We start from the raw sequence: 16,851 nt of genomic DNA, 5'->3' as shown, positions 1-16,851 counted from the left end.
ATTGTTATGTTACTTTTTAAGGTCAAAAACTTCGTCAATAATTTTATCCTGGCGCTTCTTAAACACTTTAGGTGATCCAGAAGCCGGACTTCCGCTCTCGCTTCTCGCAATTCCTTTTAGGTTTCCGTCCCAGAATCTCAACAACTGATTATAAGCTCCCATGTTTTCAGGTTCTTCCTGAGCCCACACAACTTCATCAGCATTTTTGTATTTGTTGAGCACTTTATCCATTTCCTTTTGAGGGAATGGGTAGTATTGCTCTAAGCGAACAAGAGCAACTTTATCATTTCCGTTTTCTTCACGTGCTGCAAGTAGGTCGTAATAAAGCTTACCGCTTGTTACAACCACTTTTTTCACGTTTTTCTTCGTCACCTTGTCATCATCGATCACCATATTAAACGATCCTTCAGCTAAATCCTCAAGTGTTGAAACACATTTTGGATGGCGAAGAAGCGATTTTGGTGTAAAGACAATCAACGGCTTTCTGAACTTTTGTTTCACCTGCCTGCGTAACACATGGAATAAGTTAGCGGGAGTTGTACAATTAACAGCGTACATATTTCCTTCAGCACAAAGCTGTAAGTAACGTTCCATGCGGGCACTTGAGTGCTCAGCTCCCTGACCTTCATAGCCATGAGGTAAGAAAAGAACAAGCCCATTCATACTGTTCCACTTGTCTTCAGCAGCACTCAGGAATTGATCAATGATGATTTGTGCACCATTATTGAAGTCACCAAATTGTGCTTCCCAAATCACAAGAGAATTAGGTGAAGCAAGGGCATAGCCGTATTCAAAGCCCATTACACCGTACTCTGACAAGCTTGAGTTATAAATTTCAAAGCGCGGCTGACCTTCTTTTAGATTTGCCAGTGGTACGTAGCGCTCACCGGTATCTTCTCTTGTCACTACAGCGTGACGGTGAGAGAATGTTCCTCTTTCACAATCCTGACCGCTAATTCTGATCGGGTAATCTTCATCTATTAGAGACGCATAAGCTAAAAGCTCAGCCATTCCCCAATCGAGATTGTTTTCATCGATCATTTTATCGCGCTCTGAGAAAAGCTTGTGAATCTTTTTGAAGAACTTAATTTCCTCAGGAAGGTTATTTGTTTTCTTCCCTAGCTCAACAAGTCTTTTCTTGTCAAATGATGTATCGATCGTTTTCACCATATCTTCTTTGTCACCGCGCTCGTAATCGCGCCATGTGTAGCTGAGGAAATCAGTGATTTTAGCTTTTTCTATCTGTTTTGAATCATCGAGACGTTCCTGAAGCATTTTTCTAAAGTCATCCTCCATCTTCTTGAAGTCATCTTTAGAAATTACTTTTTCTTCCTGAAGCTTTTTCAGGTAAATGTCACGAGGATTAGGATGTTTTGCAATCTCCTTGTAAAGTGATGGCTGAGTAAAACGCGGTTCATCACCTTCGTTGTGACCGTATTTACGGTAACAGAGAAGATCGATAAAGACATCGCGCTTGAACTTTTGACGGAATTGCGTGGCGATTTCCATCGTGTGAACCATTGCTTCAGCATCATCGCCATTGACGTGGAAAACAGGTGAAAGTGTCACTTTTCCAATGTCAGTACAGTAAGTACTTGAGCGTCCATCGATGTAATTTGTAGTAAAGCCGAGCTGGTTGTTGATCACGATGTGAATTGTTCCTCCGGTTCTGTAACCGCGCAGTTGGGCCATTTGCACAACTTCATAAACAACACCCTGACCAGCAATTGCGGCATCGCCATGGATCTGAACAGGAATGATCTTTTCCTCTTCGTTGAGATAGTTATCGATTTTAGCTCTAGATATACCTTCAACAACAGGGTCAACAGCTTCGAGGTGTGATGGGTTGGGAGAAAGTGTCAGGTGAACATCTTTTCCATTTTGTGTTTTCACATCAGCCGATGAGCCGAGGTGATACTTCACATCTCCATCAAATATCTCGTCTTCGTATTCCTTGCTTTGAAATTCACTGAAGATTTGCTCGTACGTTTTACCAAAAATATTGGCCAATACGTTGAGTCGGCCACGGTGAGCCATACCCACAACTACTTCCTGAGCACCTAGTTCAGAACCGTATTCGATTATAGTATCCAGAGCGGGTATAAGTGATTCTCCTCCTTCCAGAGAAAAGCGTTTTTGCCCGACAAACTTCTTGTGAAGGAAGCCTTCAAAAACAACCGCCTGGTTGAGTTTATGGAGAATTCTTTTCTTCTTTTCCGCATTGAAGTTAGGAGTGTTGCGGTTTTGCTCAACTCGATTGATCAGCCATTTGAGAACTGTTGGCTTGCGGTTGTAAACATATTCTACACCAATTGAGTGGCAATATGTTTGCTGCAAGTGATCGATAATATCGCGGAGTTTCGCGTTACCCAGTCCCAGTTCATTTCCTGCCTGAAACTCTTTATCGAGATCTTCATCACTCAATCCATAGTATTCGAGCGATATTGTATCGCGGTACTTTCTCCTTTCTCGTACCGGATTTGTTTTGGTGAACAAGTGACCGCGTGTACGGTACCCTTCTATGAGTTCTTTGACTTTGAACTCTTTCTCGTAGTTTTCAGGCACACCTGTAGCACCTGTTCCCTGTTCTTCGTAATTAGTTTTGGAGAATTCGAACCCCTCAAAGAATTTTCTCCATCCATCATCTACCGAATCGGGGTTCTCTTTGAATTTTTTGTATAGTTCCTCAATCGCGTCAACGTCTCCGTTGCTGAGGTATGAATATTTGTCCATTGTGTTTATTCAACTTAGGAGATACAAAATTATAATTTTAACTAATCTGATAGTTGAATTAACAACTACTTTCAATTTATCTCACTATGATTTTTATTTATCGAACTCTTTTTTGAGCAAAACTTTTTGGAGTTCCCGCTTCAATATTTGCTGAGCTAAAAGATCAACCTTATCGCCAGGCTCCTTTAGCAGAGCGCTTTTAGCAGCTTTTTCACCGAGATCAATCCTGTATAACAAATTCATAAGTGACTGAATATCTGTTTCAACAAATTGAATAATTAGTTGCTTAAGTTTATTGTACAAACTAATGTATGCATTTGTTTGCGAAGCATCAAAGTCAATTTCTTCTCCAATTAAAGCCAAATCTTTTACTAGTTGCCTGGCGGTTAGTTCCAATATTTCGCGATCATCAAAATGTGCCTTAACTTCGTCATTACTTAACTTTGATATGTTCTTCATTGAACTAAATTAATACTGGGCTTGTTGCTTTCAAAGTTGATTAAAATAAAACCAAATGGCAAAGATTCTAATAACTGGCGGATCAGGATTAATAGGAAAACAACTTACCGCGTTACTCCAAAACGATAACCATGAGGTTTGTTGGTTGTCGCGTAGTGCCGGTAAATATGATAATATAGAATCTTACAGCTGGGATCCTGCTTCGGGTGAAATCGATGAGTCTGCAATTAAAGGTTGTGATTATATTGTTCACCTGGCCGGTGCAGGAGTTGCCGATGAAAGATGGACTGAGGAGCGCAAAAAAATCATTTTGAACAGCAGGGTTGACAGCACAAAAACGTTGGTTGAAGCTCTAAAAGGATCTGACCATCAACCTAAAGCTGTTATTTGTGCCAGTGCTATAGGTTATTATGGTTTTAGAACAACCTCTAAAGAATTAACTGAAAGTAGCCCGGCAGGTGATGAGTTCCTCGCTAGTGTCACAAAAAAGTGGGAAACCGAGACGGATAAATTCAGGGATTCGGGGATCAGAACCGCTCAAATAAGAATTGGAATTGTCTTGAGCAAAAAAGGTGGCGCATTAGATGCCATGACAAAGCCTCCGCTTCTATCTCCACTTGGAACAGGCAAACAATGGATGCCGTGGATTCATATTGACGATTTAACGAATATGTTTTATCACGCGATTAAAAATGATTCCATGAACGAGCCGTTCAATGCTGTTGCTCCAAATCCGGTTTCAAATAAGGAATTCACGAAACTGCTGGCAAAAAAGAGCAAAAAACTCTATTTACCGATTCCCGTTCCACCGTTTGCTCTAAAAATGGTGATGGGCGAAATGGCCGGAATGGTGCTTGAAGGATCGAAAATATCGTGCGAAAAGATTGTTGAAACTGGATTTCAGTTCAAGTTCGATGATGTTGAAAAAGCACTTGACGATTTATTTTAAAAATTGCGCTCAACCAACTGTTTTGCTAATTCTAACAAAACTTCTTTCCTGTCTTGAGGAACGTCAATCTTTTTTAAAGAGCCAATGGCGTTTTGATAGTATTTCCTGCTGAGCTCAATTGCTTTATTATCGAGTCCCATTTTTTCAAATAACTCTGTAATGACCTCGATTTTACGCGAATCCTGGTCTTTTTCGTTGAGCCACTTTTCCAGTAGTTCACGGTCAGAGCCGGATGTATCACGCATGGCTGTCAACAGCAAAAATGTTTTCTTATTTGCTAAAATATCGCCACCGGGCCGCTTGCCTGTCAATTGTGGATCTCCCCATACATCGAGGTAATCATCAAGTATTTGAAACGAAACCCCTAACTCTACTCCAAAGCTGTAAAGTTGTGATTGTTCATGAGGATCAGCATCAGCACATGCAGCGCCAATTTTAAGCGCGCCACCTAACAACACGGCAGTCTTAAGCCTTATCATTTCGATATACTTTTCTACCGTTACCTCATCACTTTTTTCAAAGTTCATATCAAACTGCTGCCCCTCGCAAACTTCGAGAGCCGTTTGATTGAAAATCTCCATCAGCTCTACAGCTTTATCAGCAGCAATATTTTTGATCAAATGTTGATAGGCCTGAATGAGCATAGCGTCTCCGCTGAGAATTGCTGTGTTGACATTCCACTTTTCGTGCACTGTTTTTTCGCCTCTGCGAAGTGGTGCATCATCCATGATGTCATCATGCATAAGTGTGAAATTGTGAAAAACCTCAACAGCTAAAGCCTGTTCAACACAATCAGATCCGGACTTACCAAAAACCTCGGCTCCCAGCATGACCAGAGCCGGCCTGATTCGCTTTCCGCCCAAATTCAGCAAGTACGAAATGGGTTCGTAAAGCCCTTTTGGCTCTGACCGATATTCTTTGTCTTTTAAAGACTTTTCAACTAAATCGATATGTTCGAGTACCTTTTTTGGTAGCTTCATTTTAATAAATTCATCAGGTATTCACCATAGCCGCTCTTGACCAATGGCTTAGCAATTTTCTCAAGCTGCTCATCATTGATATATCCCATCCTGTAAGCAACTTCTTCTATACAGCCGATTTTTAAACCCTGTCTCTCTTCGATAACCTGTACGAATTGACCGGCCTGCATGAGAGACTGATGGGTACCCGTATCGAGCCATGCCGTTCCCCTGTCGAGAACTGTCACTTTCAGGTTGCCGCGTTTGAGGTATTCGCGGTTTACATCTGTTATCTCCAACTCACCTCGATGACTTGGTTTTATGTTTTTAGCAATCTCCACGACTTCATTATCGTAATAATAGAGTCCCGGTACTGCATAGTTAGATTTAGGTTTTTCGGGCTTTTCTTCAATACTCTTCACATTATTTTGCTCATCAAACTCAACAACACCGTAACGTTCAGGATCATTTACGTGATAAGCAAAAACGACACCTCCATCAGGATCTTTACTCGATTGTAGTTTTTGTGAAAGTTTTGAAGCGTAAAAAATATTATCTCCAAGTATTAGAGCTACACTATCGTTCCCTATAAAATCCTCCCCGATTATAAATGCTTCAGCTAATCCATTTGGATCGGGTTGTTCAGCATAAGAAAAGGAACAGCCAAGGTGAGATCCATCTCCCAAGAGTCTCTCAAAGTTTGGAAGGTCATTGGGAGTTGAAATAATTAAAATTTCATTTATCCCCGACATCATAAGAATTGAAAGCGGGTAGTAAATCATCGGTTTATCGTAAACCGGCATGAGTTGCTTACTAACTGCATATGTTAAAGGATACAAGCGCGTTCCTGAGCCACCGGCTAAAATGATACCTTTCATAGAGTATTAGGTTTTCGATGACTTGTCGCTATCCTCATCGTCTTCATTTTCCATTTGAAGATTTGAGTAATCATTAGCGTCTTCTTCATCGAGTATTTGTAAAAAGGGTTCTTTGAATGCTTTTGTTGTAATGCTTTTGTCTAAGTTCAGCAATAAACTCGGTAACAACACAAGATTTGCCACCATAGCAACGAGCAATGTTATCGACACTAAGATACCAAGAGCTTGTGTTCCTCCAAACTGTGATGTTGCAAAAACTGAAAAACCAAAGAAAAGAATGATTGATGTGTAGATCATACTCACCCCTGTTTCGCGAATTGAGTTGATCGCTGCAATACGCACATTCCAATTGTGGGCCTTCAATTCTTGCCTGTATTTGGCCAAATAGTGAATAGTGTCGTCAATCGAAATACCAAATGCAATTGAGAAAACCAGAATTGTACTGGGCTTGATCGGAATGCCAAAGTACCCCATTATTGCAGCTGTGAGCAAAAGTGGAATAAGGTTCGTGAAAATGGACATCGCAATCATCCTGAATGAAGAAAACAGAATCGCCATTAAAATCCCAATTAGGACAATAGCTAAAGCCAAACTAATCACGAGATTTTTTACTAGGTAGTTCGTCCCTTTTAGATAAACAATTGAAGTTCCGGCAAAGTCAACCTCGTATTTATCAGGGCTAAAGATCTCATCAACTTTTGGTTTAAGATCTTTTATTAGAGCATCCATTTCTTTGGTGCCAATATCTTTCATTTGTGCAGTTACTCGAGCGTATCGTTCTGTGCTGTCGACAAATGAATTGAGTAAATCAACACCTTTACCACCACCTCCGGCATTCTTCATGTATGGTCTAAAGAAAATTCGCTCGTTGCTTGCAATCAGTTTGTACTGACTGGGATCTCCCCCGTAAAATGCCTGACGAGCAAACTTAATCCCACTCACGATAGAAAGCGGTTTCGAAAATTCATCATAAGTTCCAAGCAGTTGCTCTAGCTCATCTATTTTCTTCAATGTGCTACTTCGGGTAGCCATGCCTTCTTTTCTTGTATCGATAATGATTTCGAAGGGCATTACACCATCAAACTGCTTTTCAAAGAAGTGTAGATCTTCTACAACCTGGTGATCTTTGGGCAAATCATCCACAAGATTACCCGTTGTTTCCATTCGGGTTAACCCAATTACACCAAAGGCGATCAGAAGGGTAGTAATGATATAAACTGGCTTCCTGTAGTTGCTCACAACCCGAACAAGGTTCTCTACCAATCTCGTGATAAAAGGTTTATCGAGGTGTTTCGTGTGCTTGCTTTTTGGCGGTTTTAGAAAGCTCAAAATACTTGGAACCAGGAATATCGAGAGCACAAAGAGTAACAAGATGTTGATCGAGGCCACTATACCGAACTCTACCAAAACGTTACTTTGAGTGAAAATGAAAGTAGAAAAACCTACAGCAGTCGTAACATTTGTCATGAGCGTAGCTTTTCCAATCTTCCTGATAATACGGGATAGCGCTAATATTTTATTTCCGTGACTGGTGTACTCCGCGTGATATTTATTGATGAGATAGACACTATTCGGAATACCGATTACAATTATCAATGGCGGAATAATGCTCGTCAAAATTGTAATCTCATAATCGAGCACTGCAATGATTCCCAGCGACCACACAACGCCCATCAATACAATGAGCATACTCACAAACACGGGTGGTGCGGATCTGAAAAAGAACAACAACACGATAATTGTAACAATTACCGCATAAATGATGAACGAACTCAACTCGCCTTTCACCAGGTGAGTGGTTTCGGTTCTGATAAAGGGCAAACCAGAGTAGCGTAAGTCTATTCCGTGTTTCGCTTCAAACCTTTTCGTTTTCGTGATGATGCTATCCATCATTTCCTCACGATCGGGAGAATTGAAAATATCAGGATTGACAGATATTGCCATTACGCTTACGCCTGTTGAGTCGTTGTAAACACGGTCGCGGTAAAACGGCAAACTTTTGATTTTAGCCCTGATGCTATCTAACTCTGACTGAGATCTAACTTTGTGTTTTACAATCGGCTTGAGCTCAAAACGCTTGGCTTCAGTATTTTTTTCTACCGTGAGAAGGTGAGCTACCGATAAAACTGTATCAACATTCTGAACTCCTGCAAGCTCATTGCCCAACTCATACCATTCATTGAAAAGATCAAGGCTATCGAGTACAGGCTTTTCAGTTCCCAAAAGGATAGAAACGTTTTCGTATCCAAAAATTTCCTTGAATTCCCGGTTGGCAACCAGGGTTGAATCATCATCGGGTAATAGCCTGGGAAGCGTCCATTGAAGGCGCGTATCAGTACTCTTATAACCCATAAATATCGTTACCAGTAAAACACCAATAAGAATTGGAATACGCTGCCTAAGAATGAATCTCGCTATTAACTCCCACATATAAAATCCCTGAGCCCAGGTAAAAGGACTACTGTTTACTTTCTAATTAAGGCGCACGAAAATAAATATTACCTAGCACTTAGCACATATTCACAGCATGTATGTGATGCCCAACTGCTTAAAAAGTCGTTAAAAAAGAAAGCTTTACAGCAAAATTATCATACCAACTCCCGCTATTACTGGCTCCGTAGCGATAGAAAGTGCCTATTCCATATTTTGCCGGAATCAAAGTTTCCGATGTTGAGCAATAAAGCCCGTTGATCACTAAACCACTTTCAAACAGTCCGTGTTCAGGAGTTTTGTAAAAATAACCTCCTTCCGTGAAGTTTTCTCTTTGGTCAGATCCCCAACCTGCCGACTGCAAGGCTGTGATCGAAGGTTTGAACCATTCTAAACTGGTGTTGAATTTCACAAACTCAAAACTCGCGTGAGCTTCGTAAAGTTCAGATCCAAAATAAGAGCCCTGTAGTAATGTTTGGAAACCATAGTCTGAAGTGATCGCTAATTCAGGATCATATACTGAAACAGGTGAGTAGAGTTCAGTAACAGGTAGTTCGCCATCCAAATATGAGCCGCGAATCATCATCCTGAATTGCTTTAGACGAGGCGTTTTTTTGGAAAACTCTACTCGTGCTTCGTAACGATCGTAATAGGTCTCGGATTGCTGGATCTGACCAATACCTTTTGCATATTGCAGATGAAGAACAGGATACGGAGATTTCGCTTTCACGACAGTGTTGAACATCTCCACCTTTTCCTCGTTGTAGGCATATCGTAAATTCACACCTGTTTCACCAATTGAATAAGACTGAAACGGTAGCCATACATCAGATTCATTTTCGCTGTAAATGCGGTAATTATTGGTGATCTCATTTTGGCGGTAAGTACCAAAAACACCAACAGTTGCGTCTCTAAAAAGCGGAAATTTAAACTCTGCTTTGTAGCGCGTAGAGAGGTTTTGCCAACGGACATAAAAACGGGTAAGATCATTTGTTAATAGCCCACCTGACCGATCAGGAATATTCGAGTAGCCCGGCATGTGTAAGTCCCTGTTGTATTTTAAGTCGAGTGTGTAGCGGTTGAGCCGCCCTTCACTCAGGGTGAGATTTCCTCCATACTTCCATGCCTTGTCCCTAAAACCATAAGCAAAGTAACCGCCTAGCTCAATGTATTTTGACATCCGGTCGTTCGTGCTGATCCCTGCTCCTAATCTAATGCCTTCATAAAGGTTGTAAGACATTATTTGATCCAGCTTTATGTCGATGAACTTTATGGGAATCCTTTGAGTCACAAGCGACTCAAGTATGAACAGTTTTTCATCAAGGTTTACTGATTCACCGGCAGAATCAGTGAATGTATAAGTGTTTTGTTCTTTTTGAGTCAATGAATCTGTCCTTATGCTGTCCCAATATGCTTGAGATTTTTTTGTTGCCTGATCATCCAGCTCAACGGTTAAACCATTAAAATCACGACCTCTAAAGTTTGTATCAAAGACGACTTTATTGATGTAACTCCGCCCAATCATGTGTATTGGCGCTCCTTCTTCAACCTGAATACTATTCAACTTCAGCTCAAAGTTGAGTTGTTCAGGAAACCACTCCTCTTTTACACGGGTGTACTTTTGCTGAATTCTCAGGTTGTTCGTGAGGTGATTGGTACTGCGCGCAATAACATTTTCAAGTGCATATTCATTCGTGTTGATACTCAATATTCCTTCGAGCGACTTAAAATCTTTTCCACTTTTAGGCTGATAACTCACAACAAAAACGGTATCCTGATTCCGGTAAAGTGTATCTTTAATGATGAAAAGGTATTGGTTCCAGGATCGTTTTACGAGCGGACTCACATATTTACTCCCATTGAGTTCAATAATGGGTTCATAAAAGGATAGAGGCTGCATATTGGTTGCCAACCAGTAAAAAGATGGATTTTCGAGACCGGCAACGCGATTCGCCAATATTTTCTCCTTCACTTTACCGGGTTTCTCATACCACTTTTTAGAATACGTTTCAGCCATAAACAAATCATGCTCGCTCATGTGTTTGGCAAACTCCTGAGAAGAAGTATCAGTACTTACAGCCATGCTGTCAATTGCCGAATCGCTTATTGTGACCAAAATCTTGTTGTAAATATCAAATGCAAACTGGTCTTTCTTGAATGGGTCGTGTTTGTCCTTATTATCGATAACCAGCTCCATTAAGCTATCGGCCGGATTTTTACCTGGGAAAATCTCTACTTCCTTTAACTGAGAGGCTTTTCGTTTGAGTTCGATATCACCTTTGAGGTTCTTGATCAGAACCATTTTCGTTTCATAGCCTACATAGGTGAGCCGCACTTTCTCGGCTTCCTTTGGCAGCCTGATAGCAAAACTACCATTGACATCACTGGTTGTTCCCACACCGAGTTCGGGAACTGAAATATTCACAAACGCGAGCGGCTCATTTGTTTTGCTATCAATTATACGCCCGCGGTGTACACTCTGGCTCTGACCGATAACAGCCAAAAACAAGAAAAGGATAAATAGTGAATATTTCACATGTAAAGGGTTTTCTCAAAGATGAGAATAATTGAGAAAACTTGAATTTATTTTAATTATTTTTATGAATGAGAGTTACAGCAAGGTTGGTTTGATTTTGTGAGATTGATAAGCTCTACAACTTTCTATTTCCTACATTTGCTAACGTGGGTAGAACAGCCGATTTTTTCAATATGATGTCGAAGGTAACGCCACAGCGTGCCTTCAATGCAGCGCAAACTTTTGCGAGTTTTTTCGTTTCCAGAATTACACGAAACACTTATCACAGCGGCTACCCCATCAGCTTTTCCATTGAACCCACAACATCGTGTAACTTAGGATGTCCAGAATGCCCAAGCGGGTTGCGCCAGTTTTCTCGTGATACAGGGAACTTAGATCCTGATTTTTATAAAACAGTAATTGATCAACTCGCTAAAAAATCGACTTACGTGTTGTTTTACTTCCAGGGCGAGCCGTACATCAATCCTAAATTCCTGGATATGGTGAAGTACGCCAGTGACAATAAGTTGTACACGGCTACTTCAACAAATGCGCATTTCCTGAATGATAAAACAGCTAAGCGAACTGTTGAGTCTGGGTTGGATAGGATGATCATTTCCATCGATGGAACTACTCAGGAGGTTTACGAACAGTACCGTAAAAAAGGTAAACTTGACAAAGTTATTGCCGGTACAAAAAAGATTATTGAGTGGAAGAAAAAACTCAAGTCAAAAACGCCTCACATTATCTTTCAGTTTTTGGTTGTAAAACCCAATGAACACCAAATTGACGATGTCCATAACCTGGCAAATGAATTGGGAGTTGACGAAGTGCGTTTAAAAACAGCACAGGTTTACGACTACGAAAATGGAAATCCGCTCATTCCTGAAAATGATAAATACTCACGTTACAAACAGCTCGATAATGGCAAATGGACCGTCAAAAATAAACTACTCGATCACTGTTGGAGAATGTGGTCGGGGTGTGTGATTACGTGGGACGGACTCATCGTTCCCTGTTGTTTTGACAAAGATGCCACTCACCAAATGGGCGATATGAAAGAAAAGAGTTTCAGAGAAATTTGGAACAGCCCAATGTACCGCAGTTTTAGAGGTGCTATATTTAAATCTCGCAGCGAGATTGACATCTGCAAGAACTGTACTGAAGGAACAAAAGTTTGGGCATAAAAAAACCGCAGTCGTTTTAACTGCGGTTTAACTTTATCGTTGAGTTGTCATTATACTTTCAAAATATCAGCTTCTTTATCTTCAATGTACTTATCGATCTTAGCTGTGTGCTCATCTGTGATTTTTTGAACATCGTCTTCAGCATCTTTGATCACGTCTTCAGGAGCTCCGTCACTTTTTAGTTTCTTGAGTTCATCCATAGCTTCTTTACGAGCATTACGCAAACTCACTTTAGACTTTTCACCTTCAGCTTTTGCCTGCTTAACCAGCTGTTGCCTGCGTTCCTCACTCAATGGCGGAATATTGATCATGATCAACTCACCATTGTTTTGTGGATTGAGGCCGAGATTGGCGTTCATAATCGCTTTTTCAATCTCCTGCAACATTCCCTTTTCCCAGGGCTGAACAGAAATTGTGCGACCATCAGGCGTGTTCACATTTGAAACCTGGTTGAGCGGAGTCAATGATCCGTAATACTCAACTTTTACACCATCGAGCATGCTCGGGTTTGCACGACCTGCTCTAATTTTAGCCAATTCAGCTATAAGGTGATCAATCGATTCGCCCATCGATTCTTTAGTTTGATCAAATATCAATTCTAATTCTTCGTCCATAGCAACATTAATTTATCAGCGCTACAAAGAAAACAAATTTTGTGAGGTGTCGTTTCATTTTCAACTGCTCACAAAATAAAAAGTCATGCGCTATTTCCAACCTGAGTTTCTCCAGTTTTTCATCGACCTGGCTCCTAACAACCACAAAGATTGGTTTGATCAGAACCGCAACCGCTACAAGAAGTTTGTAAAAGAGCCCTTTAAGGTATTCGTAACCGATTTAATCGAGCGGTTAGGTCAACACAATCCACAACTCAAAATAGAGCCAAAACATGCTATTTTCAGAATCAATCGTGATATCCGTTTCAGCAAGGATAAAACACCATACAAAATGCATGTTGCTGCAGCTCTTGCTCCTGGCGGAAAGAAAGACCATGATTATCCCGGAATTTACGTTCACTTGAGTCCAGAAAAAATGCTGGTCTATTTTGGTCTTTTCAATCCGTCACGTGAATTGCGCGATCAGGTGAGAGTAAAAATAGCCAACGAGAGAAAGAGATTTCAGGATATCAGTCAGAGCCCAACTTTCGTAGAGGCATTTGGTGAAATTGAAGGTGATAAGAACAAAATAGTTGCCAAAGAAGTCAAAAAGCAGGCTCAGAAAGAGCCGCTAATTTACAACAAGTCCTGGCTTTACGGAGTAGAATTACCTCCGGAGACGGTTTTACGCGATGACCTTCTGGATCTGACCGAAAACTATTTTAAGCTTGCAGAGCCGTTGATGAAATTCTTTGTTGAAGCGAAAATTCAGGCAATGGATTAAGACACGAGTGTCCCTACTTTCTCGCCTTTCACAACTTTCAATAGATTTCCTCCACTGTCCATGTCAAACACAACGATTGGCAATTCATTCTCTTTACAGAGCGTAAATGCCGTCATGTCCATAATGTTCAGATCCTCATCAATACACTGCTGATAAGTGATGTTTTCGTACTTTTTAGCATTGGGATCTTTTTCAGGATCGGCAGTGTAGATGCCGTCAACACGAGTGCCTTTTAAGATGACATCAGCATTGATTTCAATGGCTCTGAGTGAAGCGGCTGTGTCAGTTGTGAAATACGGGTTGCCCGTTCCGGCACCAAAGATGACAACACGGTTTTTTTCGAGGTGACGCACAGCGCGTCTTTTGATGAATGGTTCGGCAATTTGCTCCATTTTAATAGCACTTTGGAGCCGCGTAATAACGCCAATGCTTTCCAATGAGCTCTGAAGCGCCATACTGTTGATCATAGTAGCGAGCATACCCATGTAATCGCCCTGAACGCGATCGATGGCTCCATCGACCTGTTGAATACCACGAAAGATATTTCCGCCACCGATAACGATTCCAACCGAGACACCTTCATCAATGACTTGTTTGATTTCATTTGCGTATCTCGCCAGGCGTTGGTGATCGATACCAAATTCACGATCCCCCATTAGTGACTCACCACTTAGTTTTAATAATATGCGCTTGTACTTTGTTGCCATAACCCAAAAGTTTGGACAAAAAAAAGAGAGATTTTTAAAAATCTCTCTTTTTTTGAAATAAATTATGAAAGTGAGTATCTCAGAAACTCTTTCACCGTTAGTCCACTTTCAACTCCATCGAGGTATTTCTCAACTGAAGTTTTGTTGTCTTTTATGAAAGCCTGAGCGAGAAGTGTGTTCTCTTTGAAGAATTTGTTGAGTTTACCCATTGAGATTTTCTCAAGCATTTCTTCAGGCTTGCCTTCCTGACGAGCAGTGTCTTTACCGATTTCGATTTCCTTATCGATAACATCCTGTGGAACTTCATCTTTAACAAGTGCAACCGGATTCATAGCAGCAACTTGCATTGCTACGTCTTTTCCAGCTTCTTCAACCTTGTCACCTTCTTTGTTGAGGCCTACTAAAGAACCAACCTGGTTACCCGGGTGGTTGTAAGCTACAACAGTTTCAGCGTTGATGCTTCCAAGTTTAGATATTTCGATTTTCTCACCTATTTTCCCGATTTGCTCAGTTAATTTTTCTTCAACTGAGATATCGTCAAATTTCAATTCTTTGAGTTTCTCAACTGAATCTGCACCATTTTCAAGTGCAATAGAAGCGAGTTGATCAACAAATTTCACGAAGTCATCATTCTTAGCTACGAAGTCAGTTTCGCAGTTAACTTTAATGATCACTCCAGAACCTCCGTTTGATTTGGAGATAACAATTCCTTCGGCAGCTTCATTTTCACCGCGCTTAGCAGCTACTTTTTGACCTTTTTTGCGAAGGATTTCAACTGCAGCATCGAAATCACCATCAGATTCAACCAATGCTTTTTTGCAGTCCATCATGCCAGCACCTGTGTGCTTGCGTAGTTTATTAACTTCAGAGGCTGTTATTTTTGCCATGATAATAAAGAGGTTAATACGTTTTTATGAAGTTACTTTTCTTCTTTAGTCTCAGTTGATTCAGCCTTTTCTTTGGCTTTTTCAGCTTTCTTCTGCTTTGCTTTTGCTTTGTCTGCCTGAGCCTTCTCTTTTTCGAGTTTGCGCTCATTCAAACCTTCCTCAATTGCAGTAGAAGCCAGATCGATGATTTTTTCGATAGAGCTCGATGCATCATCGTTAGCTGGAATTGGGAAATCAACAGCATTAGGATCTGAATTAGTATCAACCATTGCGAAAGTTGGAATATTCAACTTACGCGCTTCTTTAACAGCGATGTGTTCTTTCTTGATATCAACGATAAAAAGCGCTGCAGGAAGACGGTTGAGATCGCGAATAGATCCCAATTGAGTCTCGAGTTTTTGTCTTTGACGATCGAGCATCAAACGTTCCTTCTTTTGAAGGTGTTTAGCTGTATCGTCAGCGAGCAATTTCTCAATACTCTGCATTTTGCGAATCGCTTTGCGAATTGTCGCGAAGTTGGTAAGCATACCACCGGGCCAGCGTTCAGTCACGTACGGCATTCCCGTTTTATTCACGCGTTCAGCTACGATATCTTTCGCTTGTTTTTTAGTGGCAACAAACATGATTTTTTTGCCACTTTTTGCCATTTGTTTAAGTGCGTTTGACGCATCTTCAACTTTGGCTACAGTTTTATGAAGATCGATGATGTGAATATCATTTTTCTCCATAAAGATATAGGGAGCCATACGTGGATCCCACTTTCTTGTGAGGTGTCCAAAATGAACACCTGCATCTAATAAGTCTTTGTAGTTTGTTCTTGTTGACATACTTGTTTTTTAAAAATTGTTCACTTTCCTGTTACTCAAATCCAACAGAGCAACCGACTTAAAAGCCAGTTTGGATGCTGAACTAAAAGCGTAAAATTAACGCTTAGAGAACTGGAACTTCTTACGAGCTTTCTTTTGACCGAATTTCTTACGCTCAACCATACGTGGATCACGAGTAAGCATTTTTTCGTTTTTCAATGACGGCTTATTCTCTTCGTCAATACTAACGAGAGCACGCGAAATTGCTAAACGAATTGCTTCAACCTGACCTGTAATTCCACCACCGCGTACATTCACTTTCAAATCGTACTGGCCTTCAGTTTCAGTTAACTTAAAAGGCTGGTTCAATTTGTTTTGAAGGTATGGACGAGGGAAATAGTCAGTAAGTGCGCGACCATTGATGGTAACATCTCCTTTACCCGCAGTCATGTAAATGCGAGCAACTGAAGATTTTCTCCTTCCAATTGTGTTGAATACTTCCATTCCTATTTGATTGTATTAATGTCTAACTTCTCTGGTTTTTGACCGCTGTGTGCATGGTCAGATCCTTCATAAACGTAAAGGTTTCTGAACACTTCGCGTCCTAGTCTTGTTTTAGGAAGCATGCCTTTAACAGCTTTTTCCATAAGTTTAACAGGATCTTTCTCAAACAACTCACGAGCAGTTAAATCACGCTGACCTCCTGGATATCCAGTGTAGCGGATGTAGCTCTTGTCATCCCATTTTTTTCCTGTTAAATCAATTTTTGAAGCGTTGATTACGATTACATTATCACCTGTATCAGCGTGAGGTGTAAAAGTAGCCTTGTGCTTCCCGCGCAAAACGTAAGCTATTTTTGATGCGATACGACCTAAAACCTGGCCTTCTGCATCTACTATAACCCACTTTTTATCAGCGCCTTCTTTGTTTACCGATTTGGTTTTGTAGCTCAAAGTTTCCAATG

The 16,851-nt window shown here is 40.8% G+C and carries 15 protein-coding genes; 3 read left to right on the top strand and 12 right to left on the bottom strand.

Annotation, left to right across the window (positions count from 1 at the left end; translation table 11 throughout):
• Positions 1-9: 9 nt before the first annotated feature.
• Together F3059_RS10240 and F3059_RS10235 are read right to left on the bottom strand one after the other, a co-directional pair.
• The gene (locus F3059_RS10240) at positions 10-2,733 is read right to left on the bottom strand and encodes a 2-oxoglutarate dehydrogenase E1 component (protein ID WP_151168892.1); all 2,724 of its coding nucleotides are present in this window, start codon (positions 2,731-2,733) and stop codon (positions 10-12) included.
• Positions 2,734-2,826: 93 nt separating this feature from the next.
• Positions 2,827-3,192: a hypothetical protein gene (locus F3059_RS10235; RefSeq protein ID WP_151168890.1), complete on the bottom strand. Its 366-nt coding sequence runs from the start codon at positions 3,190-3,192 to the stop codon at positions 2,827-2,829.
• 55 nt (positions 3,193-3,247) lie between these two features.
• Here F3059_RS10235 and F3059_RS10230 point away from each other — a divergent pair, with 55 nt between their 5' ends.
• Positions 3,248-4,141 (top strand): TIGR01777 family oxidoreductase, encoded by an 894-nt coding sequence (locus F3059_RS10230; protein ID WP_151168888.1) that lies wholly within the window; start codon positions 3,248-3,250, stop codon positions 4,139-4,141.
• On the opposite strand, the gene F3059_RS10225 is transcribed toward F3059_RS10230, so the two are convergent.
• From F3059_RS10225 to F3059_RS10210, 4 genes are all read right to left on the bottom strand, one after another.
• On the bottom strand, positions 4,138-5,121 hold the full coding sequence (locus F3059_RS10225; protein ID WP_151168886.1) for a polyprenyl synthetase family protein: 984 nt from the start codon (positions 5,119-5,121) through the stop codon (positions 4,138-4,140). The two genes, F3059_RS10230 and F3059_RS10225, sit on opposite strands and share 4 nt — an antisense overlap.
• Positions 5,118-5,978: a glucose-1-phosphate thymidylyltransferase RfbA gene (rfbA, locus tag F3059_RS10220; protein ID WP_151168884.1), complete on the bottom strand. Its 861-nt coding sequence runs from the start codon at positions 5,976-5,978 to the stop codon at positions 5,118-5,120. Before rfbA ends, F3059_RS10225 begins: the two co-directional genes overlap by 4 nt.
• Positions 5,979-5,984: 6 nt before the next feature.
• Entirely contained in the window at positions 5,985-8,330 is a 2,346-nt protein-coding gene (locus tag F3059_RS10215; RefSeq protein WP_170265150.1) for an efflux RND transporter permease subunit, read from the bottom strand.
• A gap of 196 nt (positions 8,331-8,526) precedes the next feature.
• Positions 8,527-10,944 carry a DUF5686 and carboxypeptidase-like regulatory domain-containing protein gene (locus F3059_RS10210; RefSeq protein WP_151168880.1) on the bottom strand — a complete coding sequence of 806 codons (2,418 nt, stop codon included), beginning with the start codon at positions 10,942-10,944 and terminating at the stop codon, positions 8,527-8,529.
• 173 nt (positions 10,945-11,117) lie between these two features.
• Between F3059_RS10210 and F3059_RS10205 the strand changes: the two genes are divergently transcribed.
• Positions 11,118-12,110 carry an SPASM domain-containing protein gene (locus F3059_RS10205; protein WP_151168878.1) on the top strand — a complete coding sequence of 331 codons (993 nt, stop codon included), beginning with the start codon at positions 11,118-11,120 and terminating at the stop codon, positions 12,108-12,110.
• A gap of 50 nt (positions 12,111-12,160) precedes the next feature.
• Here F3059_RS10205 and frr read toward each other — a convergent pair whose 3' ends face one another.
• Positions 12,161-12,724 (bottom strand): ribosome recycling factor, encoded by a 564-nt coding sequence (gene frr / locus F3059_RS10200; RefSeq protein WP_151168875.1) that lies wholly within the window; start codon positions 12,722-12,724, stop codon positions 12,161-12,163.
• Positions 12,725-12,809: 85 nt separating this feature from the next.
• Between frr and F3059_RS10195 the strand changes: the two genes are divergently transcribed.
• The gene (locus F3059_RS10195; protein WP_151168873.1) at positions 12,810-13,487 is read left to right on the top strand and encodes a DUF2461 domain-containing protein; all 678 of its coding nucleotides are present in this window, start codon (positions 12,810-12,812) and stop codon (positions 13,485-13,487) included.
• Here F3059_RS10195 and pyrH read toward each other — a convergent pair.
• From pyrH to rplM, 5 genes are all read right to left on the bottom strand, one after another.
• Complete coding sequence (gene pyrH / locus F3059_RS10190) at positions 13,484-14,194, bottom strand: UMP kinase (RefSeq protein WP_151168871.1); 711 nt, start codon at positions 14,192-14,194, stop codon at positions 13,484-13,486. The genes F3059_RS10195 and pyrH overlap by 4 nt on opposite strands.
• Before the next feature lie 62 nt (positions 14,195-14,256).
• On the bottom strand, positions 14,257-15,081 hold the full coding sequence (gene tsf, locus F3059_RS10185) for a translation elongation factor Ts (RefSeq protein ID WP_151168869.1): 825 nt from the start codon (positions 15,079-15,081) through the stop codon (positions 14,257-14,259).
• 32 nt (positions 15,082-15,113) lie between these two features.
• A complete protein-coding gene (rpsB, locus tag F3059_RS10180) occupies positions 15,114-15,908 on the bottom strand; it encodes a 30S ribosomal protein S2 (RefSeq protein ID WP_151168867.1) in 795 nt (264 codons plus the stop codon).
• A 96-nt stretch (positions 15,909-16,004) separates the two neighbouring features.
• Positions 16,005-16,391: a 30S ribosomal protein S9 gene (rpsI, locus tag F3059_RS10175; RefSeq protein ID WP_151168865.1), complete on the bottom strand. Its 387-nt coding sequence runs from the start codon at positions 16,389-16,391 to the stop codon at positions 16,005-16,007.
• Between the two features lie 2 nt (positions 16,392-16,393).
• Positions 16,394-16,849: a 50S ribosomal protein L13 gene (rplM, locus tag F3059_RS10170; RefSeq protein ID WP_151168863.1), complete on the bottom strand. Its 456-nt coding sequence runs from the start codon at positions 16,847-16,849 to the stop codon at positions 16,394-16,396.
• Positions 16,850-16,851 lie beyond the last annotated feature (2 nt).

It is taken from the genome of Salibacter halophilus, from assembly GCF_008806325.1.
GTDB lineage: Bacteria > Bacteroidota > Bacteroidia > Flavobacteriales_G > Salibacteraceae > Salibacter > Salibacter halophilus.
This window is presented reverse-complemented; position numbering and strand designations above follow the sequence as displayed.